The 20,270-nt window shown below is 49.9% G+C and carries 21 protein-coding genes; 6 read left to right on the top strand and 15 right to left on the bottom strand.

Annotation, left to right across the window (positions count from 1 at the left end):
- Positions 1 to 110: 110 nt before the first annotated feature.
- The 15 genes from NNX04_RS21280 to NNX04_RS21350 form a co-directional block, all read right to left on the bottom strand.
- Positions 111 to 329: a hypothetical protein gene (locus tag NNX04_RS21280; RefSeq protein ID WP_261948466.1), complete on the bottom strand. Its 219-nt coding sequence runs from the start codon at positions 327 to 329 to the stop codon at positions 111 to 113.
- Positions 326 to 3,472 carry an efflux RND transporter permease subunit gene (locus tag NNX04_RS21285; RefSeq protein WP_261948467.1) on the bottom strand — a complete coding sequence of 1,049 codons (3,147 nt, stop codon included), beginning with the start codon at positions 3,470 to 3,472 and terminating at the stop codon, positions 326 to 328. The genes NNX04_RS21280 and NNX04_RS21285 overlap by 4 nt, the downstream gene beginning before the upstream one ends.
- 4 nt (positions 3,473 to 3,476) lie before the next feature.
- On the bottom strand, positions 3,477 to 4,634 hold the full coding sequence (locus NNX04_RS21290; protein ID WP_261948468.1) for an efflux RND transporter periplasmic adaptor subunit: 1,158 nt from the start codon (positions 4,632 to 4,634) through the stop codon (positions 3,477 to 3,479).
- Positions 4,634 to 6,052, bottom strand: coding sequence for a TolC family protein (locus tag NNX04_RS21295; protein ID WP_261948469.1), 1,419 nt, complete (start codon positions 6,050 to 6,052; stop codon positions 4,634 to 4,636). The genes NNX04_RS21290 and NNX04_RS21295 overlap by 1 nt, the downstream gene beginning before the upstream one ends.
- Before the next feature lie 84 nt (positions 6,053 to 6,136).
- Positions 6,137 to 6,502 (bottom strand): hypothetical protein, encoded by a 366-nt coding sequence (locus NNX04_RS21300; RefSeq protein ID WP_261948470.1) that lies wholly within the window; start codon positions 6,500 to 6,502, stop codon positions 6,137 to 6,139.
- Positions 6,503 to 6,616: 114 nt separating this feature from the next.
- Positions 6,617 to 7,030, bottom strand: coding sequence for a MerR family transcriptional regulator (locus tag NNX04_RS21305; RefSeq protein WP_261948471.1), 414 nt, complete (start codon positions 7,028 to 7,030; stop codon positions 6,617 to 6,619).
- A 405-nt stretch (positions 7,031 to 7,435) separates the two neighbouring features.
- Positions 7,436 to 7,894, bottom strand: a complete 459-nt coding sequence (locus NNX04_RS21310; RefSeq protein ID WP_261948472.1) for an ATPase — start codon at positions 7,892 to 7,894, stop codon at positions 7,436 to 7,438.
- A 68-nt stretch (positions 7,895 to 7,962) separates the two neighbouring features.
- Entirely contained in the window at positions 7,963 to 8,208 is a 246-nt protein-coding gene (locus NNX04_RS21315) for a DUF2933 domain-containing protein (RefSeq protein ID WP_261948473.1), read from the bottom strand.
- Positions 8,209 to 8,473: 265 nt separating this feature from the next.
- On the bottom strand, positions 8,474 to 9,004 hold the full coding sequence (locus NNX04_RS21320) for a c-type cytochrome (RefSeq protein WP_261948474.1): 531 nt from the start codon (positions 9,002 to 9,004) through the stop codon (positions 8,474 to 8,476).
- 63 nt (positions 9,005 to 9,067) lie between these two features.
- The gene (locus NNX04_RS21325) at positions 9,068 to 9,334 is read right to left on the bottom strand and encodes a hypothetical protein (protein WP_410004097.1); all 267 of its coding nucleotides are present in this window, start codon (positions 9,332 to 9,334) and stop codon (positions 9,068 to 9,070) included.
- 87 nt (positions 9,335 to 9,421) lie between these two features.
- A complete protein-coding gene (locus NNX04_RS21330) occupies positions 9,422 to 10,138 on the bottom strand; it encodes a copper resistance protein B (protein WP_261948476.1) in 717 nt (238 codons plus the stop codon).
- A 10-nt stretch (positions 10,139 to 10,148) separates the two neighbouring features.
- The gene (locus NNX04_RS21335) at positions 10,149 to 12,212 is read right to left on the bottom strand and encodes a copper resistance system multicopper oxidase (protein ID WP_261948553.1); all 2,064 of its coding nucleotides are present in this window, start codon (positions 12,210 to 12,212) and stop codon (positions 10,149 to 10,151) included.
- Between the two features lie 72 nt (positions 12,213 to 12,284).
- Positions 12,285 to 12,797 carry a DUF411 domain-containing protein gene (locus NNX04_RS21340; protein WP_261948477.1) on the bottom strand — a complete coding sequence of 171 codons (513 nt, stop codon included), beginning with the start codon at positions 12,795 to 12,797 and terminating at the stop codon, positions 12,285 to 12,287.
- Positions 12,798 to 12,910: 113 nt separating this feature from the next.
- Complete coding sequence (locus NNX04_RS21345; RefSeq protein WP_261948478.1) at positions 12,911 to 13,303, bottom strand: hypothetical protein; 393 nt, start codon at positions 13,301 to 13,303, stop codon at positions 12,911 to 12,913.
- A gap of 171 nt (positions 13,304 to 13,474) precedes the next feature.
- Positions 13,475 to 13,831: a hypothetical protein gene (locus NNX04_RS21350; RefSeq protein ID WP_261948479.1), complete on the bottom strand. Its 357-nt coding sequence runs from the start codon at positions 13,829 to 13,831 to the stop codon at positions 13,475 to 13,477.
- A gap of 236 nt (positions 13,832 to 14,067) precedes the next feature.
- Here NNX04_RS21350 and NNX04_RS21355 point away from each other — a divergent pair, with 236 nt between their 5' ends.
- From NNX04_RS21355 to NNX04_RS21380, 6 genes are all read left to right on the top strand, one after another.
- Complete coding sequence (locus tag NNX04_RS21355) at positions 14,068 to 14,763, top strand: heavy metal response regulator transcription factor (RefSeq protein ID WP_261948480.1); 696 nt, start codon at positions 14,068 to 14,070, stop codon at positions 14,761 to 14,763.
- Positions 14,744 to 16,153: a heavy metal sensor histidine kinase gene (locus NNX04_RS21360; protein ID WP_261948481.1), complete on the top strand. Its 1,410-nt coding sequence runs from the start codon at positions 14,744 to 14,746 to the stop codon at positions 16,151 to 16,153. The genes NNX04_RS21355 and NNX04_RS21360 overlap by 20 nt, the downstream gene beginning before the upstream one ends.
- Before the next feature lie 506 nt (positions 16,154 to 16,659).
- Positions 16,660 to 17,190: a TonB-dependent receptor plug domain-containing protein gene (locus NNX04_RS21365; RefSeq protein WP_315973098.1), complete on the top strand. Its 531-nt coding sequence runs from the start codon at positions 16,660 to 16,662 to the stop codon at positions 17,188 to 17,190.
- An 86-nt stretch (positions 17,191 to 17,276) separates the two neighbouring features.
- A complete protein-coding gene (gene istA / locus NNX04_RS21370; protein ID WP_261946239.1) occupies positions 17,277 to 18,818 on the top strand; it encodes an IS21 family transposase in 1,542 nt (513 codons plus the stop codon).
- Positions 18,808 to 19,596, top strand: coding sequence for an IS21-like element helper ATPase IstB (gene istB / locus NNX04_RS21375; RefSeq protein WP_261946238.1), 789 nt, complete (start codon positions 18,808 to 18,810; stop codon positions 19,594 to 19,596). The genes istA and istB overlap by 11 nt, the downstream gene beginning before the upstream one ends.
- 434 nt (positions 19,597 to 20,030) lie before the next feature.
- Complete coding sequence (locus tag NNX04_RS21380) at positions 20,031 to 20,228, top strand: HAD family hydrolase (protein ID WP_261948554.1); 198 nt, start codon at positions 20,031 to 20,033, stop codon at positions 20,226 to 20,228.
- The last annotated feature ends 42 nt before the right edge of the window (positions 20,229 to 20,270 follow it).

Below are 20,270 nucleotides of genomic sequence, written 5' to 3' on the forward strand. Positions count from 1 at the left end.
CTATCCCGACATGCAAGTAGATGTGCCAAATTATCGCTCTGTTTTGTCGTGAAAGCCTTGCGGCACGTGGGCTTCGACAGGTTTATGTAATCCATGGCGGGAAGTTCCTGCTACCCCTGTAAGGTATTAGCGCCTTCACTGCTTAAATACCCAGCGGCCTGCATCGCTGAAAGCCCATTTTCCGTGCTGCTCAATTGCTGAAATAGACTGGCCGGTTCCTGTTGCCAAGGAGCAGCCACCGAGCGTGACGCTTTCGCAGTTTGGGGTGCTGGTGGTGACGCGGGCGTAGCTGCGTGTTCAGGTTTATTAAAGGGGGTTTTCAAGATCATGGCGTGAGCACCGGTGCCGGTTTTTCAGTGCTTGCAGCACCAGGCAAGTGGCGGCCATAAATCTGCCGATATACACAAGGAACCACCAATAACGTCAACACAGTGAGTGACAGCAATCCGCCAAACATGGGCGATGCCAGCGTTTTCATGACATCGGCACCGATACCGGTGGCGAGCATGACTGGCATCAGCCCAAATACATTCATGGCAACAGCCATCAATACCGAGCGCAGACTATTTTTAGCACCCTCGACGACCGCAAGTTGACCATCATTTGCCGTGAGTAGTCGACCGTCCGCTTGCCAGCGCTGCCATGATTGATCCAGAAATACCATCATGATTGAGGTGGTAGATACGGCGACCCCGATCAATGCAATGGCACCGGCCCATACCGCCACACTGATGTTGTAGTTTAAAAACCACATCAAAATAATGCCGCCACTTAATGATAGCGGCACGGCCACCATGACAATGAGTGCGCGGGAGGTGGAACGCATACTGAAATACAAAAATGCAAATACCAACAAAAGGGTTACTGGCAATACGATGGCCATACGTTCTTGCATGCGTGCCAGATATTCATATTGGCCGGTCCAGGTGATGAAATAGCCCGGCGGAATGTGTACGGTGCTGGCAATCGCCGCTTTGGCATCATTGACGTAACCTCCCGCGTCGCGCCCCAGCAGGTCGATATACACATAACCGGCCAGCGAGCCATTTTCATCCAGCACCATAGGTGGGCCGGTGCGCGTAATTACCTTGCCCAGCTGCCCCAGAGGCACCTGTGTTCCGGTTGGTGTTGCCACCAGAATGCGTTCAATTTTTTCCACGCTGTCGCGCAGCTCACGCGGATAGCGCAAATTAATGGAATAGCGTTCGCGCCCCTCAACCGTTTCGGCAATATCCATGCCCCCGATGGCGGTTTCGATGATCATTTGTACGTCGCCCAACAGTAATCCGTAACGCGCAAGAGCGGCTTTATCCGCTTCAAAATCCAGATAGTAGCCCTCATTGATTCGCTCGGCGTAAGCGCTGCGAGTGCCGGGTAAGGTAGAAAGAACCTGTTCAATCTGCTGACCGATATGCTCAATAGTGGCAAGGTCTTGCCCAAAAATTTTTATGCCTACCGGCGTGCGAATACCGGTGGACAACATATCAATACGACCGCGCACCGGTTTCGTCCAGGCGCGGTTTAACCCCGGCACAGCCACTGCGGCATCAAGCTCCTGGATTAATGCTTCAGGTGTAAGTCCCTGCCGCCACTCCGCTTGCGGTTTTAAACGAATGGTGTATTCAAACATCGACAAAGGTGCGGGGTCGGTTGCGGTTTCAAAGCGTCCAGCTTTACCAAATGAGCTAAGCACTTCGGGGATGGCTTTAATCGCAAGATTCTGTCGGGTGAGAATATCCTGCGCCGCCGTTACCGAAATACCAGGCACTGTGATGGGCATGTACAGCAAATCACCCTCCCATAGCGGCGGCATAAACTCAGAACCCAGTCGCAGAAATAGCGCGGCAGACACCGCTATGAGTAACGCCGTGCTCGCAAACACAGTTTTAATGTGGGCAACAGCCCAGCTCACCACTGGGGTGTAGATCGCTAGTAGCCAGCGGTTTAACGGATTGTCGCTGGCTTTACGGATTCTCCCCTTAACAAAAAGCGCAATTAAAATGGGCACCAAAGTGATAGTGACTAATGCCGCCGCGAGCATTGCAAAGGTTTTTGTGTAGGCGAGCGGGTGGAACAATTTGCCCTCTTGCGCCTGCAAGGCAAAAATCGGTAAAAATGAAATGCTGATAATCAGCAACGCGGAAAATATCGCGGGCCCAAGCTCGCGACACGCCTCCAATGCGAGTTCTTGCCGCGTTTTTTTGCCATCAGAATTGGCAATTTTGGTGTGGGTGTTTTCGATGAACACTACGACCCCATCCACTATATCGCCGACCGCCAGAATGATCCCGCCGAGTGACATAATGTTGAGGCTGATATCAAAGTAGTACATGGGGATCAACGATATCAGCAGCGATAAAGGAAGCGTGATAACAACGACCAACACACTGCGGATGTGAAATAGAAAAAAGAGAATAACTATGCAAACCAAAATAATTTCTTCAAGCAAATTTTCCTGCAGGGTTTGCACCGCTTCGGAAATTAAATCCGAACGGTCATACACCAACTCCAGTTCCAATCCTGGCGGAAAAGCGCCTTTCACAGCCGTTATTTTTTCCTTCACTGCGGCGATCACCCGCGACACATCCTCCCCCTGGCGCATGACAATCACACCACCCACGGTATCGCCTTGACCGTTCAAATCGGAAATACCACGACGAATGTCAGGGCCAAGTGTAACGCGAGCCACATCGCGCAGGAGCACAGGCGTCGCATCGGCGTTGATTCCAAGCGCTATGTTTTCCAAATCCCGCGGATTTTTTACGTAGCCTAAACCACGGATGTAATACTCACGTTCAGAGATTTCCAACGTACGGCCACCCACATCGTTATTACTATTTCGGATGGCACTGATCACAGCCTCCAAAGGAATGTTGAGTGCAGACAATTTGTTTGGATCTACTTCCACCTGGTATTGCTTATCAAACCCGCCAACACTGGCCACTTCGGCCACGCCGGGTACCGCACTCAGCCAATATTTCAGGTACCAATCCTGAAACGTTTTGATCTGCGCCAGATTATATTTTTTCTCCGGATCAACCAGTGCGTATTGCAACACCCATCCGACGCCCGAGGCATCAGGACCCATACTCGGTGTGACGCCTTCCGGCAGTTGCCCGCTGATTTTGGAGAGGTATTCCAACACGCGTGCGCGTGCCCAATAATTATCTGTGCCATCTTCAAAAATAACGTAGACAAATGACATACCAAACATGGAAAACCCACGCGCAACTTTTACTTTAGGTGCGGAGAGTAAAGTGCTCACGAGAGGATAAGTGATTTGCGCCTCGACCAAATCAGGGCTGCGTCCCATCCATTCTGAATAAATGATCACCTGGGTTTCAGATAGGTCTGGAATGGCATCGATTTTAATATTCATAAAACAATAGCCGCCCCAAAGACCCAGCAATACTGCCGCTGCTATGGTTGCTTTGCTATGGTTCCAACACCAGGTAATGATGGCGCCAATCATAGGGCTACTCCTCGCCGTTTTTGTTGGCGGTGTCGCCATGACCGCTGTGGCCAGCTGTGGAAGGTTTGCCCTTACGTAACGCCGCTTGCAAACGACTTTCGGCGTCGATCAAAAAGCTGGCACTGACAACAACAGCTTCACCCTCATTTAATCCCGCCAAAATTGTCAGCTGCTCACCCACGCGTTGACCAACGGTGACCTCACGTGGCACGAACGCCTGATCACCCATTTTTACAAAAACAATTTTTCGCTGGCCGGTATCGAGCACGGCATCCTCCGACACCACAATTTGCTCGGTTAATGTTTTTTCAATTTCAGCATTGGCAAACATGCCTGGACGCAAAAAATGATCCTCATTAGCAATCTCAACACGCGCTTTAGCTGTGCGGGTTTGAAGATCAATGTCGGGATAAACATAACTGATAGCGCCCGTATAGGATTTTCCGGGAGCGTAAGGCAAACTTAAGGTTACTTTGTCATCAGGTTTGATTAATGCAACATCGGCTTCATAGAGCGTTAGCAATAGCCACACCTGGTCGATATCGGCGAGATAATAGAGTTCGGTATCGGGTGTCACATAAGTACCCATGATCGCCGCTTTGCGGATGACCACGCCGCTAACCGGGGCATAAAACGTCAGCGCTTTTTTTGCGGTTTTTGCCCTGCGCAATGCCTCCAATTCCTGTTCCGCCACACCCCACAAGCGCAGACGCGTAAGTGCTGCCTCGGCAACCTCAGCGGCAACCTGACCTTGCCGTTTTGCAGCAAGGTATTCTTCCTGTGTACTGACCAGATCAGGGCTGTACAAATCGAATAAGGGTGCACCTTTAGCAACCAGCTTGCCCACATAATCGACATGAACTTTCTCAATCCACCCGCTGAGACGAGTATGTATGTGTGCTTCTCGTGTCTGATCAGTAGCAATGCTGCCTACCGTACGTATTTTGTGAACCAGCCGTTCGCGTTTCACAAATTGCGTTTGTATACCTGCGTTTTTTTGTTGCTGAATCGGAATCGCAACTTCAGCACGATCATCCATGACGTTTTTTTCTTGCGAGGGGTCAGCGTTCGAATGATCGTGGGCTGTTTCGGCCCCTATCACCAGCTGTGCCTGCAACACCAAAATCGCCAGCACTATCAGGTAACCTCTGTACATTGCCATTACATACCACCCATGCCGGAATTTCCGCCTTGATCAGTTGGAAGGGATTTTTTAGCTGAATTGTTAGGGGTAGACATGCCTCCGCCCATATTCACTGTGTCGGACACGGACATACCGTCACCCATATTGCCCGCACCAAAAACAGTGGGGCGCGATGGAGCCAACTTGAGCAGAGGTGGTGAAGACAACAATTCATTTAAACGCGTTTTAGCAAGTTCAACGTCAATGCGCGCGGCGACTAATTCCAGTTTTTGAATCGCATGAATTTTTTCCAGCGCCAGGTATTGCGAAAGCGCCATGCGTCGGGTTCGATACGCTGATTGTGCATTTTCCAGTGCCAGCTGTGTGCTCGGTAATACATCGGTTTCGTACACCCTCAACAAATCCTGCGCAGAAGCCAGGGATTGACTTGCGTTCACCAGCTCAGTCTTTAATTTGTTATTCAAGTAAAGCTTATCCATCGCTGCGGCTTGTTGTTCATGCCTGGCTGCTGCCGCCAGCTTCGACTGTTTTCGTCCAAAATAGAGGGGAACATTCATTCCCACCATAACGCCCCAGTTGGATTGTTCGTTTTCCATCTCACCCATAGCGCGAGGTTCCATTGCCATGACTTGCACAACAAAGTCAGGGTAGTAGGAAAGTTTCGCCAATTTGTATTCGGCGGCCGCTTGTTCCACCTGCGCATCGAGCGTTGCAAGTTCAGGTTGGCTGTTGAAATTCACATCGATAATCGGCTCGGGAACCCTTGGAAAATCCATCGTATTAATCTGGAACTGGGTTTCTGCGGGGTAACCACGCAATTCATTCAACGATGTATGCAGCCATACCTGTTCACGTTTAAGTTTCTCCTGCTCAATGGCAAGTGTCGCCAGCTCCATTTTGGCGAGTAACCAATCGTGGTGTTCAGTACCTCCAGCTTCATAGCGTGCTTTAGCGCTTTGCATGGCTGAACGCACAACCCGTTGTAATTGGAGATTAAGGTCTATCGCATGGCTGTTATAAAAGGATCGGTAGAAAAACTGTATGGAAGTGACTTTTAATTCCCGGCGCTGTGTTGCTGTTTCCTGCTCGGAAGCTTCTGCCCTCAATGACGCAATTTTTTCGCGTGTGCTGAGCTTTCCTGGGAAGGGTAAGGACTGGCTAATTTGGTAGCGGTAGGCTTGCGGACTCTGTTCACCATAAGGTATTTCATCCATGCCAAATGCAATAAAGGGATCATCAGGAAGCCCTGCGGGTGCGATACGATTTTGCAGCGCTTTGTTGTATTCTCTCGCTGCTGATAATCCAGGATTGGATGAGTCGACCTGCTCCAAAAGTTCGTTCAGTGTAAGTGTGGTTGATGAGGCAACTGCATGCACCGATGCAAATGAAGAAAGTATGACCAGTGGTAGCCAAAAAAAGGGAGATGACTTGTTCATAAACCCCATTCCCTATAAGTTCAGGAGCCACTACAAATTGGTTAGGTCGCGCGTGCACAGAGAGTCACACGCGACCAAGATAAGTTAAGGTTTTTTGGATGCCAAAGCTTCGTGTTCAGTGACCAGAGCTTCATAGGCTTTAATACTTGACTCAGTATTTTTGATTAATGTATCGCAGTGTTTGCGCATGCCAGCCATTGTGTCCTGGTTTTTGACATACCCCACTTCATAAGCCTTGCGCATTTTGGTATGCATGGCTAAATCTTTTTTAGCTTCAGCAATCTTGTCCTTGTAATAACTTGCAATAGCCTGATGTTGCTCAGGCTTGTCAGCTATTTCTGAAATTAGTTTCTCAATGGGGGTTGAATGGGTGTCGGCAGCTATTGCAAATGCTGGCAATAGTAATGCGGTGCTTAATATGAATGCAGAAAATACGGATGATTTTTTCATAAAGTTTTCCTTGGAAAGGTTAATGGTTGGATAATTACATGTGCTGTCTATCGTTTACTTCTATGTGATACTTTTTTAAAGCGATCTATGATTCCAAATAACAAAAGAATTTCTCTATTCATTTGCGAATGAAAACCCTTCGATTAAATGACATATCTCATGTCCGCTCGGCTCTTGGTTTGGCTTGTTTTTCCAGTCTTTCATCGCATTTTTAATATGCTTTCGCAACGCACGCTGTTGGTTAAAACTTTGCTCTGTTTCCTGTAGTCGTTTTTCGAGAATTTGGCGCACGAGAGGGCACGCCATCTTGCCCTTATTCGCTTCACGAATGATTTCTTTAATGTCATTGAGCGTGAATCCTAATTTTCGTGCACTGAGTATAAATTGCAGTCGCCTATGATCTTGTTCGCGATACTCTTTGTAATTATTTTCCGGGTTACGTATCGGTTTGATAAGACCTATAAGCGTGTAGTAGCGAACAGTATCGGCAGAAATAGCCAATTCACGCGCCAATTGAGCCACCCGCATACTTACTCCAAATAATTTCTTCGACGTTTTTAATTTACTCCTTTCAATACTCTCGATCTTGATCTATATCAAACCCAAGAGTTAAACCTAGGTTTAGATAGTGAATTCACTACATCCTAAATCTGTGTGCGGCTCACAGGTCAAGTGAGCATTTAATATTTGTCGTCAGATCGCGTATTTTTTAAATCTTGTTAATAAGACTCTAGCGACGCCAAATGAATATTGAATTTGAATAGCAGTAGCTGCCTTTACCTGCGGATGGTCTGTTCGCTATACAACATAGGAAGGGGGAGTACGTTGGGCGGGCGGGTAAGGTGGGACAAAGCTACTCGCGAAGCAAGTTCTTAGAGGAGGGAGTAAATTCGAAGCCGCGTAGGCGGCGCTAGAGAATCGAGGTATGTGTTTTTACATATCACTCATTCGTCCTGTTTGTCGGGATAGTCGCATAGCCTCATGCTCTTCCATCGCCAGTAGTGAACCAAGCAATGCCTTCGCCTCAGGAATGTCAGCCCTTTCTTCAATATCGCGATAAAGCTCAATAATTTGCTGGTGATAATCAAAGACCTCTTGGCAGATATCATCAAAACCAAGTTCCGCGTAGGGTGCATCGCAAGTCCGATGTGATTTGATAGGCTGGTGTGACAAGTAGTCGTAAATGTACGTTTTCATTACCTTGGGCTCCGCCTGCGTTTCGAACGCACTTACCATTTTCTCCATTTTGCCTTCATGCTCAGCCAGGTAATCAAGTAGTAATCGAGCACGCTCTTCTTCGTTTTTTGATGCACAATGCGCAAGACATTTTGACAAATGCCCATGCAACTGCCGGGTCCAGTCGATTAAGTCTGAGAAAGTTTTAATTTCCATACCATGCACCTAATATGTTTACTTGCTTATCTGACTTATTTAGGAAGTTACGAACGTTTTGTGGACTATTATTTTTCCTCTTCCACGCTATGGCCTGTATCCCGATCTGGGCGTTTGTCTTCGCCATGATTGTGGCTCCCGTGCCCCTTGTGCATAAACAGATGCATCAATGGACACAGCAAAATGATGAGATAAGGCAAATATGGCAGGGTGTGGTTGCCATGCTCTACCAACAAAAAATAGAGAGCTGCGCCGATCAGAGTGAGAGTCGCAAGCCCATGTAGGCTAGACCAATATCTAGGTGTATTTGCCATAACGGTTTTCCTATTTCGACTCTGCGTTAAAAGTTTGAGGCGCTAAACTCAGGTTATATACCAAACATTTTGATACGGTAACCAGACTAGTCCGATTGTTGACGTTATCAGTTGATACAGATCAATCGTTCATGCAACGACAATCCATATCTGCCAATGGAGTGAAGATAAATACTTATCTTGCATTAGCGAACTATTTGTAAGGCAATCTCTGTACGTTGACCCACATAGACTTCTAAACTTTCCGGGTAATTTCTTAAACATATCAGTGGTGATTACTTTCACCCGACGCTCGGGTAGTCAATATCTGGTATTGCTCCGGTGTTAATGACGGAAGCTTTTGAATAAATGCCACCATTGCCCAAATACGTTGGTCATCGTGTGTTGGCCCCCAAGCGGGCATACCGCTGGCTTTTATCCCATGTTTGATGATCCAGAATTGACGGCGCGCGCTGTGGGCTCGCTCATCTTCCGGCAGTGTCAAATTCGGTGGGCTTGGATAGAGTCCAATACTCATATCGCTTTGCGTGCGCCCCGGCTTTAAATGACACTGGGCACACATATCGTTGTAATCCGGCCCGCCGCTCAAAAGCAATTCGGCGTCGTTTAGATCAGGCGTCTGGATGTCTGCAGCGGCGCGCGCAATAGATCGTTCGCGCACCGTTTCCAACAACCAATAAGTGATCCTGTTGTGCGGCACATCGGCACCCATGGGATAAATGCCGGTATAAATAAATGCGGCTACTGCCAGAAGTGCGGCAGTACTCGTCAGCAATAACCCTTTGACCAGTTTCATAACCTGTTCTCCTCGATGTAATGTACAGCGAGGCGGTTAATGCCACCTCGCTGCAAATCAGCCTTAGTGGGCACCATGACCCTCATGGCTTGCACTGGAGCTGGCCTTTTTGTCATCCATCGCTTTCATATCACCATGATCCATGCCCTGATGTTGATCTCCTTCTTTGTGCTCAGCGTGTGCAGGACTGCATTTTTTCATCATGGCCTGCATTACCGGATCGTTCATATCCATCTTGGAGTGATCCATTTTTTTCATCGCTTCACAATCAGGCGCTTCTGCTGTTTTGGCATGTTCAGCGGGATCGTGGGCAAAGCTTGGGGCGACCATCAGCACACTGGATAAGATCAAGGCAGAGTTAAGTAAAAACGTTTTCATCGTATATTCCTCATTAATTAATATTGGTTAGCACTGGAATTAAAACCAGGCACGAACACCGGCGACCCACTGGGTATCGCTGGTAGGCTCGCCATGCTCACGTACAAAATCGGCGGTATTGCCGAAGCTTTTCGTCCAATTCACACCGATATAGGGTGCGAATTCGCGGCGAATTTCGTAACGCAGGCGCAGTCCTGCCTGGGCATCCGCCAAGCCTGAACCTGTCTGCCGGTGCATATCGTTCTGGCCATAAAAGTTCATCGACACTTCCGGAGATAACACCACTTTTTGGGTGAGCATCCATTCGTATTCCGCCGATAAGCGCGCGGCGGTATCACCCGAATCTCCGACAAACAACGCCGCATCGATTTCAAAGAAATACGGCGCTAGCCCCTGGATACCGATCACACCCCATTCGCGTTCCGGTGTAGGTTTCAGGTCTTGCCGCACTCCCAGCTGGACATCCCAGAACGGGGCGATGGCACGACTGTACAGCGCCTGGATTTCGGCTTCCTCCGTTTCACCGTCCACACGCTCCACATCGGTTTTGATCCAGAGTTTGTGTAGGTCTTTACCGATCCAGCCCTGGGCTTCGAGCACATACGGATCGGCCTCGTCATCACCATCGCGCCACTCGAATTGGTCAATCATCACGCGCGTCAGCAAGGGATCATCCCCCTCATGGGCTATCACGGGCAGACTCGATAGCGTGGTTGCCCAAAGGGTCAGGGTCAGTTTTTTTGATAGGTTTTTCATTGGCATTCTCCTAAACAACCCTGACTTCACGCATCATGCCGGGCATGTGGTAAAGCAAATGGCAGTGATACGCCCAGCGCCCCTTGGCATCGGCAGTCACGAGGTAACTGATGCGCGAACCGGGCTGGACAAGGATGGTGTGTTTACGCGGAATGTACTGTGGATCGCCGGTTTCCAATTCGCTCCACATTCCGTGCAAATGAATGGGATGCGTCATCATGGTGTCATTGACCAGAATGATACGCACACGCTCGCCAAAGCTCAGTTCCAGCGGCTTGGCATCGGCAAAATTGAGGCCATTGATCGACCACATATAACGGCGCATATTGCCGGTGAGGTGCAGCTCAATTTCCCGTGAGGGCTCACGCTTGTCGTAGGTGGGATGCAGGCCCCGGATATCCGCGTAGGTCAGCACACGGCGACCGTATAATTTCATGTGGTCACGCAGACCGATACCCGGATCGGCCAAGCCGCTTTGAGGTGCGTCTGAACGCATATCCACGTGTGGGCCAAATTCCGTATCAACATGGCTTATCTTGGTGAGCGGATCAAAATTGCTGCCAAAACCTGCTTTGGCCAGACGCGATTTGCCGGTGTGCTGGCTGTGATCCATTTTCGACATATCGTGCCCGCTGTGATCCATAGCGCCCATGTCATGGCCGGAGTGATCCATACCTTCCATTGAGGGCTTCGAGTGCTGGCTATGGTCCATCTTCATGGCTGACATATCGTGCCCGCTATGGTCCATCGCGCCCATGTCATGGCCGGAATGATCCATGCCTTCCATGGCGGGCTTCGAATGCTGGCTGTGATCCATCTTCATGGCCGACATATCGTGGCCGCTGTGATCCATCGCTCCCATGTTATGGCCGGAGTGATCCATACCACTCATGTCGTGTCCACTGTGATCCATGCCGGACATATCCATCCCCATTTCGCGGTGACCTAATGTCGGAGCTGGGTCCATCGCCGGTATCTCGGCACGCAAGGCAATGTCTGTCGTCAGGGTGCCACGGGCATACCCGGTACGGTCATTACTCTGGGCAAAGATCGTATAGGCGCTATCGGCGGCGGGTTCTACTATCACGTCGTAGGTTTCCGATACCCCGATGCGAAACTCATCAACTACCACGGGTTGGATATTCTGGCCATCAGCGGCGACCACCGTCATTTTCAATCCCGGAATCCGCACATCGAAAATGGCCATCGCTGCGCCGTTGATAAACCGCAGGCGCACTTTTTCGCCAGGTTTGCAGAGTCCCAACCAGCCTTGAGCCGGTGTAACGCCGTTCATCAGGTAGGTGTAGGTATATCCGGTGACGTCCGAGATGTCGGTCTCGCTCATGCGCATCTGGTTCCACATGGCACGCTCATTCCAGGTGGCTGATAAACCCTTGGTTTTGAGGTCACGCACCAGATCACCGACTGTCCGCTCACGGAAGTTGTAGTAGTGGCTCATCTTTTTCAGGGTGCTATACACCTTTTCCGGCGCGGTGTCCGTCCAGTCAGACAGCAGCACAACCATATCCCGGTCGTAGGCAACCGGATCAGGATCTTTGGGATCAATGACGATGGCGCCCATCAACCCGGTCTGCTCCTGAAATCCGGAATGGCTGTGGTACCAATAAGTCCCGTTTTGATTCACATCGAATTCGTACACGAAGGTCTCGCCCGGTTTGATACCGTCAAAGCTCATGCCCGGCACACCATCCATTTCCGAGGGCAAAATGATGCCGTGCCAGTGGATGGAACTGTCGTGATCTAGCGTATTGGTGACTCGCAATGTCACGCGTTCTCCTTCTTTCCAGCGAAGGATGGGCGCAGGCAAGCTTTGGTTAACCGTGGTGGCGATGCGTTGTTTGCCGGTAAAGTTAACCTTCTGGAAGCCGATCGAAAGATCAAACTGGTTTCCGGTCAGGGTTTGGGGACCATTGGTTGGCCGAGGCGCGTCGGCAAATACCTGGCTGGATAACGGTAATGCACTCAGGGCTACCAAGGAGGAAGCACCGAGTACAAAGCGGCGGCGTGACTGGTCTGATGGCAACAGATCAGGTACCACTGGATAGCGATCCATTGCGGCAACCAACTCCGTTGTTGTTTGTATCCCCGCTGTGCGGGTATCGGGAATTTTCATGCCCATTTCTCCTTAGAAGGTTTGCGTCAAACTGGTGATACGGATGTATACCTCGCTGCTGCCGTCGCTTTTCAGCAAGAGCACATCGTAGGGTGTGAAGCGTTCGCCCATTTCCATACCGGGGCTGCCCACAGGCATACCGGGAACGGCCAGTCCTATGGCCCCTTGAGGTTTTTCGGCGAGGAAACGGGTAATGACCGGAGCCGGAATATGCCCCTCAAATACATACCCCTCCGGGGAGATGGCGGTATGGCAGGACTGGTATCGGGGGCTGATCCGGTAGCGGTTTTTAATTGCATTCAGATCATCGGGATGATGGATATTGGATTGCAGCCCGTGGGATTGCAGGTGGGAAATCCATTCTTCACAACAGCCGCAGGTCGGGCTTTTGTATACATCCAACTGCACGGGTTTATCGGTAGCAGTGGCTGTCGATGGGGTGGATGAGGCGTGTACCGTATGGCTTATCAATAAAAAAATAACCGCCAAGCTGCCGATAGCGCCCATAAAACGCTGGAAAACCATAAAAGCTCCAAAACAACGCGAGGTTGTTAAACATCAACGGAGGGAGCTGATTTCACTCCCGCGAATACGATTGGTTGACCGATACGCCAAATTTCAGGCGTAACTGTCCTGTATCAGCGGAAAATGGGGGGACGATAAAGGGATGAAATGGGCGAGCTGGGGATATGCTGGTGATACGCGTTGGTATTCAATGAGGTATCAGATTGGACGGCAAACGCCAGGCTATAGCTCGACGCCGACGCTGAACAACTGCTGGAGGAGCAATGCCCCATGGTTTTGCAACAATCGTGGGTGGTTTTGATATCCATGACTTTGTCCTGAGTATCCATTTGGTTCATATCGTGATGCATACCCATCATCGAATGATCCATGGATTCCATGTCATGACTCATTGGCGCAACGTCCATCAACTGGCATGGCATCGCCGTCACCGCTAACGATTGACCTAAAAAGGCCAAGGTAAGCAGTGCGATTAACCACGTAGGATGGCGTTGTTTATTGGCCATAAGAATAAGTACCTGAAAATCTCACAGAAGCATAATCCATCACACCAATTATCGTCCACTTCTGATCGCTATAACTGGCAGTTTGCATCAATAACTTGACACTGCCTTTCGTATCATTTGCAATTCAGTTATGTGTAAACCTCACCCGTTCGCCAGAGTAAGGGCGCTTCATCAGCGCTCCAATGCAACGATATCATTCTTCAGAACATGACCTTCCACAACGCCAGCCGTGGCAAAATGTTCGTCAATAATTCCATTGATTCTCACCTTCCCAACCCATTTGCGCGCCCAATACGATTCACCTTCTTCCACGACATCCTTTCTAAATTCGACACGGTAGGCACTCAATACCTGACCCACTTCAGCGCCCCCAGGTTCACCAATGCATACTATCACTGGCCCTTCGATGGAGGCCTGTACCACTTGACCCGCCATGACCTGTCGATGATAAAACGGACTATTGGCACATCCGGCCACCAGTACGATGGTCAAAACCAGCCCTATGTTTCGCAGAAATCGAGTGTTCATTACACACCTCCAAGAGTTATTGGCATGACGTATCACGCGGACATTCTCACAACCGCTGAAACGGCATGTCAGAGACAGCGATTGACTCAGAACTACTTTCCTACGCAGTTCAAGAGTAGCCGTCCTGCGCTGTCAGCCACATGACCCGCACATTACAATGATGTAATCTGAGGGTCATCTTATCGTCGGTACTCTCGCTGTAAACTACATCAATAAACGAAGTTGCGAGGTTGATTATGCGATTGCTGCTGGTCGAAGATGAAATCAAAACGGGGGACTATTTGCGGCAAGGGCTATCTGAAGCAGGATTTATAGTCACTTTGGTTCGCAATGGGTTGGATGGCCACCATCTGGCTATGACCGAGTCCTTTGACCTGATTGTTCTGGATGTCATGCTTCCCGATGTAGATGGCTGGCGCATTGTACAGTCCCTGCGTGAGGCGGGTCGCCAGACATCTGTGCTGTTTCTTACTGCGCGCGACAGCGTGGATGATCGTGTCAAGGGGCTGGAATTGGGCGCCGATGACTACCTGGTAAAGCCTTTCGCTTTTACTGAGTTATTGGCACGAGTGCGCACGCTTTTGCGCAGAGGTTCGGCACCACCCCTGTCGGATCAGCTCAAAGTAGCCGACCTGATTCTGGATCTGCCCAGGCACCGGGTTACCCGTGCCGGCCGAAAAATCAACCTCAGCCACAAAGAATTTTGCCTACTGGAACTGCTTGCGAGACGCCAGGGTGAGGTGTTACCACGCTCGCTCATTGCCTCGCAGGTATGGGATATGAATTTTGATTCTTACACCAACGTGATCGACGTAGCCATTCGTCGCTTGCGCGCCAAGCTCGACGATGATTTCGAACCCAAGCTAATTCACACAGTGCGCGGCATGGGTTACAAGCTCGATACGGAAGCTGATGATGACAATGACAACTAAGCGGCGTCCATTATCACTGACTGCCAGGGTCATGGTCTTTGTCGCACTGGCCATCGGTATCAGCCTGATATTGATCGGCAACCTGGTATTGGGTACTGTGCAACGGCATTTCGCCGAGCAGGACGCTGGCGAGTTGACAGTGATCAACCAGGCAGTCATGAAGGCGTTGAAGAATACCGATAACTCGCTTTTGCTCTCGGATTCCCTGTCGCGCGCGGTGTCGGGACACCATGGTGTTTATTTTCAGGTATGGGATAGCCGTAACCAATTAGTGTTTGGTACGTCAGGTGCAAACTTCGCGCAGGCAATAGAGGTGGTAACCGCTGTTGAACAGATTAACGCCGAGACCTTGAGCATCTGGCATAGCGGCGAAAATACCTACCGAGGAGTCGTCACAAGGTTTGTTGATAGCAGTGAATATCGTATTATCACCGCTATAGATATGGGATTTCATCTACATTTTTTGGAAGAGTTCCGCCATAGCCTGTGGCTTATTATGATGTTCGCTGGCGGCGTGACTATGCTGGCAGCGTGGCTCGGTGTGTATCAGGGGCACGCGCCTTTGCGCGGCCTGTCGGAAAAGGTGGGCAATATTCAGGCCGACCGATTGGATGTGCGGCTTGATCTTCTCACGTTGCCTCTTGAGCTACAGGACCTGGCTACCGCTTTTAACCAGATGATTGGCCGACTGGAAGATAGTTTCACACGGCTATCACATTTCTCCGCTGACATTGCCCACGAACTGCGAACCCCGCTCACCAATCTCATTACCCAAACCCAGGTTACATTGGGGAAGGCGAGAACACTGGACGAATATCGTGAGCTCCTGTACTCGAATCTGGAGGAGCAGGAGCGATTAGCCAAAATGGTTAACGATATGCTATGGCTGGCTAAGAGTGACCACGGCTTGCTTAAACTGGTGCAAGCACCGCTGGATCTGGCCAGTGAAGCCAAGGACTTGTGCGACTTCTTCGAGGCATTGGCGGAAGAAAAAGACATTATCTTGTCTCTGGAGGGCACTACCCCCACTATCAGTGGTGATCGCGCCATGGTACGCCGTGCCATTTCAAACCTGCTGTCTAATGCCATTCGTTACACGCCAGGAGGTGAACGAATACGGATTCGACTAAGTACACCTAGGAGCGACATCGCATCGATAAGTGTGATCAACCCAGGTCCTGAGATCCCGCCAGAGCACTTGCCAAACGTATTCGATCGTTTTTACCGTGCCGACCCTTCCAGAGTACGGCAGAGTGAGGGTGCTGGGCTTGGATTAGCTATTGTCCGTTCCATTGTTGAAGCCCATGGCGGTAGTGTCGAGGCGCGTTCTGATCAGCGCACCACCACTTTCACGCTCTTTCTGCCCTGCCGGAAAGGGATAGGAGACTAGGCCTATGTCTTTTATTCAAGCGTCTTGAACACAGGATAAAACTGCAACCTTACGGGTAGAATAACGTCATAATAAAGCGTTATGGTATAACACCCGTGCATGCCGCAACTTCATCAATTTGGTCTCTATGCATACCTTTGCCAAAAAACAGTCCCGACAACTAAAACTGTGGTTACTTGCCGCCGCAACGGTTTTGTTGTTTACGTCAATTATCAATGCCAACCACATTCACGGCACCTTCGATGACCATGACAGTCACTGCACACTTTGCCAACATTCAGTAGCGCTGGATAAAACCCTTTTTGCTGCCAGCAGTTTCTTGATTCCCCTGTTAATAACAGTACTCGTTTCAATCTTCATTGTTCAGTTCCATTCAAGTACCGTCCTCCGTTCAACCGCCATTCGTGCTCCACCCATAACTCTTCCGCACCATTAATTTCGTTGATGAATTAGAAATTTTCTGTTGGTAGCCTCATTGCTGCCACATAGTGATCTGTGGAGTTTTTATGAAAACCTTTTTGAAATATCGCTCCCTGGCGGTCGCGATTGCAGCGGTGTGCCATCCTGTTTTTGCTGAAAATATTGAAGAAGTTGTAGTGACTGCCTCACCACTCGCCAAGAATGCGGAAACGGTAAGCCGTCCTGTCAATGTGTTAAGTGGTGATCAGTTGCACGCCGCCGCCTCAGCGACATTGGGAGAAACGTTGAGTGGTCAACTTGGGGTGAGCTCTGCCAGCTTTGGCCCAGGTGTTGGCTTGCCTATCATTCGAGGCCAAAGCGACAACCGGGTAAAAGTTATGCGCGACAGTATTGGCTCTATGGACGCGTCAGCCGCTAGCCCTGACCATGCTGTTACCCTTGAACCTTTACTGGCGACCAAAATAGAAGTGCTGCGCGGCCCCGCCGCGTTGCGCTATGGTAGTGGCGCGATAGGCGGCGTGGTGAATGTGCTCGATAACCGCATTCCAGACACATTGCCTGATGGCATTGATGGTGGTGTCGAACTGCGTAACAACAGCGTGTTGATTTGCGTTTAAAACTGACCCACTAAACCCGCATATTTGCGTCGAAAATTGACCCACGTAACCGACTATCCTGCTTGTTTTTTGAGCGGGAGATAGGAGTGATTAACGTGGCCATTTTGAGCAAGATCAGACGTTGGTATTTCCGTGACAAACTCTCGTTACGGGAGATTGCACGACGTACCGGATTTTCCCGCAACACCGTTCGCCGCTACCTGCGCAATGAGATCAGCGAACCGGTTTATCCCAAGCGACAAACACCCAGTAAGCTTGATGCCTTTGCCGATAAGTTGCGGCAGTGGTTGGTCGATGCTGCACGCACCTCCCGCAAGCAGCGTCGTTCACTCAAACAGATGCACGCTGATTTACGTGCGTTGGGGTTTGAAGGCTCCTATGATCGCGTTGCTGTCTTTGCCCGCGATTGGCGCCGCCAGCAGTTGGAATCGAGTAAAGGTGCGAGCAAGCACACCTATATCCCATTGCAATTCAAACCCGGTGAAGCATTCCAGTTTGATTGGAGTGAAGACTGGGCGGTAATTGCGGGCGAACGGGTAAAGCTGCAAGTCGCTCACTTCAAATTGAGTTACAGCCGAGCTTTCTTTGTCCGCGCTTATTTGCTGCAAACCCACGAGATGTTGTTCGATGCGCACCATCATGCCTTTATGGCTTGGGGTGGCATTCCGCAACGCGGGATTTACGACAACATGAAGACGGCTGTCGATAAGGTAAAACGTGGCAAGCAGCGTGATGTGAATGCGCGCTTTGCAGCGATGGTGAGTCACTACTTATTTGATGCAGAGTTCTGCAATCCTGCTGCGGGTTGGGAGAAGGGTCAGGTCGAGAAGAACGTGCAGGATGCGCGAAGAAGGCTTTGGCAACAGGTGCCCGCCCAACCTTCATTGATTGCTTTGAATGACTGGTTACACGAGCGCTGCGTTCAACTCTGGAGTGAATCCACCCATCCCACTGAAGCATTAACCATTCAAGCGGCATTGGATCATGAGCGATCTTTCCTGATGCCGGTGGGGCAACCGTTCGATGGTTTTGTCGAGCAGCCCAAGCGCGTATCGCCCACCTGTTTAATCACCTTCGAACGCACGCGTTACAGCGTACCGTCTTCCTTCGCTAATCGACCGGTGAGTTTGCATACCTATCATGATCACCTGGAGGTGATTGCGGAAGGCAATATCATCGCGGTGCATACCCGCGTGTTTAACCGCAGGCATGAGCAGGTAACGACAGTGTATGACTGGCGACATTACCTCTCGGTGTTGCAGCGCAAACCCGGAGCCATTCGCAACGGTGCTCCCTTCGCAGAATTGCCCAAAGCCTTTCAATCACTGCAAACCATTTTGTTAAAGCGTGTCGGTGGTGACCGCGAGATGGTGGATATTCTTGCACTCGTGCTGCTGCACGATGAGCAAGATGTTCTCACCGCTGTAGAACTTGCATTGGAAACCGGTTCACCCTCCAAACAAATCGTGATCAATATCCTGAGTCGATTAGTAGAGGGAACACCCATCCCACCGATTGAAGTACCGCCTGCATTAGCACTGAGAGTGGAACCACTGGCTAACGTCACTCGCTACGATAACCTGCGCGCTCAAACCATCAGTACTCAAGGAGGACACCATGCACACTAATCCCATGATCCCCGCACTGAAGTCACTCAAACTCTACGGCATGGCCCATGCACTGAACGATCTTGCTGAACAGGATTCACCAGCATTCCAGGCGAGCACCGGCATCCTTGATCATTTACTCAAAGCAGAACTGGCCGAGCGCGAAGTACGTTCGGTGGCTTATCAACTGAAGACTGCCAAATTCCCAGCGTACCGGGATCTGAGTGGCTTTGATTTTACGAGCAGCATGGCCAATGAAGCATTGATCCGGCAATTGTGTGCCGGTGACTTTATGGATAACGCGCAGAATGTCGTGTTTGTCGGTGGCCCTGGAACGGGCAAAACCCACCTTGCCAGTGCCATCGGCATTCAAGCGATTGAGCAACTACATCGCCGCGTTCGTTTCTTCTCGACCATTGAATTGGTGAATGCATTAGAGAAGGAAAAACAGCAAGGCAAAGCCGGACAAATTGCATCACGTTTAATGCATACCGATTTAGTGATTCTGGATGAGATGGGCTATTTACCCCTCAGTCAAACTGGTGGGGCTTTGTTGTTCCACTTAATGAGCAAGTTGTATGAACGCACCAGCATGATCATCACCACCAACCTCAGCTTTGCTGAATGGTCGAATGTATTTGGTGATGCAAAGATGACTACAGCGTTATTGGATCGAGTCACCCATCATTGCCATATTGTTGAAACCGGCAATGATAGCTATCGTTTCAAAGAGAGTTCAGCACAACCGAAAAAGGAGAAAAAGACGACAACTTATCCACAACCCAAACCTGTAAAATAAACCATTAAGGGTGGGTCAAAATTCAACGCAAAAGGTGGGTCAGTTTTAAACGCAAATCAACATACTTGCCTCAAAATCGAGGATGGGCGGGATGTGTTTGAGATAATCAACTGGGATCACATTAAACGTCTTGTTTGATCAATAGCTTGTATGAGCATACATGCCTGGTCAGTTTTACGAAAGTGGACTGGTGCCAGGAGTTGAGGGAAACGTTCTATGCTGACTGCGTTGATTCTCGCGCCCAGTAACAAGAATCATTCGCTATGGATAAAATCGGGGTTTTGTTTAAAGTTAACCTTACAAATACCAATAGGTTTTGGCCTCAAACCCTTGTGGCATAAGGCCTGCAAGAGGTTTATGTAATCCATGGCGGGAAGTTCCTGCTACCCCAACATGTTGATTTAATACGGTGCCTGAGTTACGAGGTAGAAGCGATTAAACCAGAGCGAGAAATTTACGATTGGATTGTGCGTGAGAGCGGCATACCGGCGGATCAAACGCTTTTCATCGGAGATACCCGTTTAGCGGATTACGAAGGGCCACTAAAATATGGGTTCCGCGCCCTGCATCTTGTCCGCCATCAACCACCCAGAGGCGGCACAATAGCTTCTTTGGCGGAAATCCTGGACTAACGATGAGGCCGCCAGCAACTTGAATCATTAACAGGACTTCCT

Origin of the sequence: Cellvibrio sp. QJXJ (assembly GCF_024452345.1) — a bacterium.
GTDB lineage: Bacteria > Pseudomonadota > Gammaproteobacteria > Pseudomonadales > Cellvibrionaceae > Cellvibrio.

What these genes read in the sequence shown, in the direction of transcription:
- NNX04_RS21335 (WP_261948553.1), bottom strand. Translation starts at nt 12,212, where the DNA reads ATGGATCGCTATCCAGTGGTACCTGATCTGTTGCCATCAGACCAGTCA.
- NNX04_RS21325 (WP_410004097.1), bottom strand. Translation starts at nt 9,334, where the DNA reads ATGGTCGCCCCAAGCTTTGCCCACGATCCCGCTGAACATGCCAAAACA.
- NNX04_RS21315 (WP_261948473.1), bottom strand. Translation starts at nt 8,208, where the DNA reads ATGGCAAATACACCTAGATATTGGTCTAGCCTACATGGGCTTGCGACT.
- NNX04_RS21365 (WP_315973098.1), top strand. Translation starts at nt 16,660, where the DNA reads ATGAAAACCTTTTTGAAATATCGCTCCCTGGCGGTCGCGATTGCAGCG.
- NNX04_RS21355 (WP_261948480.1), top strand. Translation starts at nt 14,068, where the DNA reads ATGCGATTGCTGCTGGTCGAAGATGAAATCAAAACGGGGGACTATTTG.
- NNX04_RS21340 (WP_261948477.1), bottom strand. Translation starts at nt 12,797, where the DNA reads ATGGTTTTCCAGCGTTTTATGGGCGCTATCGGCAGCTTGGCGGTTATT.
- NNX04_RS21320 (WP_261948474.1), bottom strand. Translation starts at nt 9,004, where the DNA reads ATGAAACTGGTCAAAGGGTTATTGCTGACGAGTACTGCCGCACTTCTG.
- NNX04_RS21285 (WP_261948467.1), bottom strand. Translation starts at nt 3,472, where the DNA reads ATGATTGGCGCCATCATTACCTGGTGTTGGAACCATAGCAAAGCAACC.
- NNX04_RS21330 (WP_261948476.1), bottom strand. Translation starts at nt 10,138, where the DNA reads ATGAAAAACCTATCAAAAAAACTGACCCTGACCCTTTGGGCAACCACG.
- NNX04_RS21300 (WP_261948470.1), bottom strand. Translation starts at nt 6,502, where the DNA reads ATGAAAAAATCATCCGTATTTTCTGCATTCATATTAAGCACCGCATTA.
- NNX04_RS21305 (WP_261948471.1), bottom strand. Translation starts at nt 7,030, where the DNA reads ATGCGGGTGGCTCAATTGGCGCGTGAATTGGCTATTTCTGCCGATACT.
- istB (WP_261946238.1), top strand. Translation starts at nt 18,808, where the DNA reads ATGCACACTAATCCCATGATCCCCGCACTGAAGTCACTCAAACTCTAC.
- NNX04_RS21295 (WP_261948469.1), bottom strand. Translation starts at nt 6,052, where the DNA reads ATGAACAAGTCATCTCCCTTTTTTTGGCTACCACTGGTCATACTTTCT.
- NNX04_RS21350 (WP_261948479.1), bottom strand. Translation starts at nt 13,831, where the DNA reads ATGAACACTCGATTTCTGCGAAACATAGGGCTGGTTTTGACCATCGTA.
- NNX04_RS21360 (WP_261948481.1), top strand. Translation starts at nt 14,744, where the DNA reads ATGATGACAATGACAACTAAGCGGCGTCCATTATCACTGACTGCCAGG.
- NNX04_RS21280 (WP_261948466.1), bottom strand. Translation starts at nt 329, where the DNA reads ATGATCTTGAAAACCCCCTTTAATAAACCTGAACACGCAGCTACGCCC.
- NNX04_RS21345 (WP_261948478.1), bottom strand. Translation starts at nt 13,303, where the DNA reads ATGGCCAATAAACAACGCCATCCTACGTGGTTAATCGCACTGCTTACC.
- NNX04_RS21310 (WP_261948472.1), bottom strand. Translation starts at nt 7,894, where the DNA reads ATGGAAATTAAAACTTTCTCAGACTTAATCGACTGGACCCGGCAGTTG.
- NNX04_RS21290 (WP_261948468.1), bottom strand. Translation starts at nt 4,634, where the DNA reads ATGGCAATGTACAGAGGTTACCTGATAGTGCTGGCGATTTTGGTGTTG.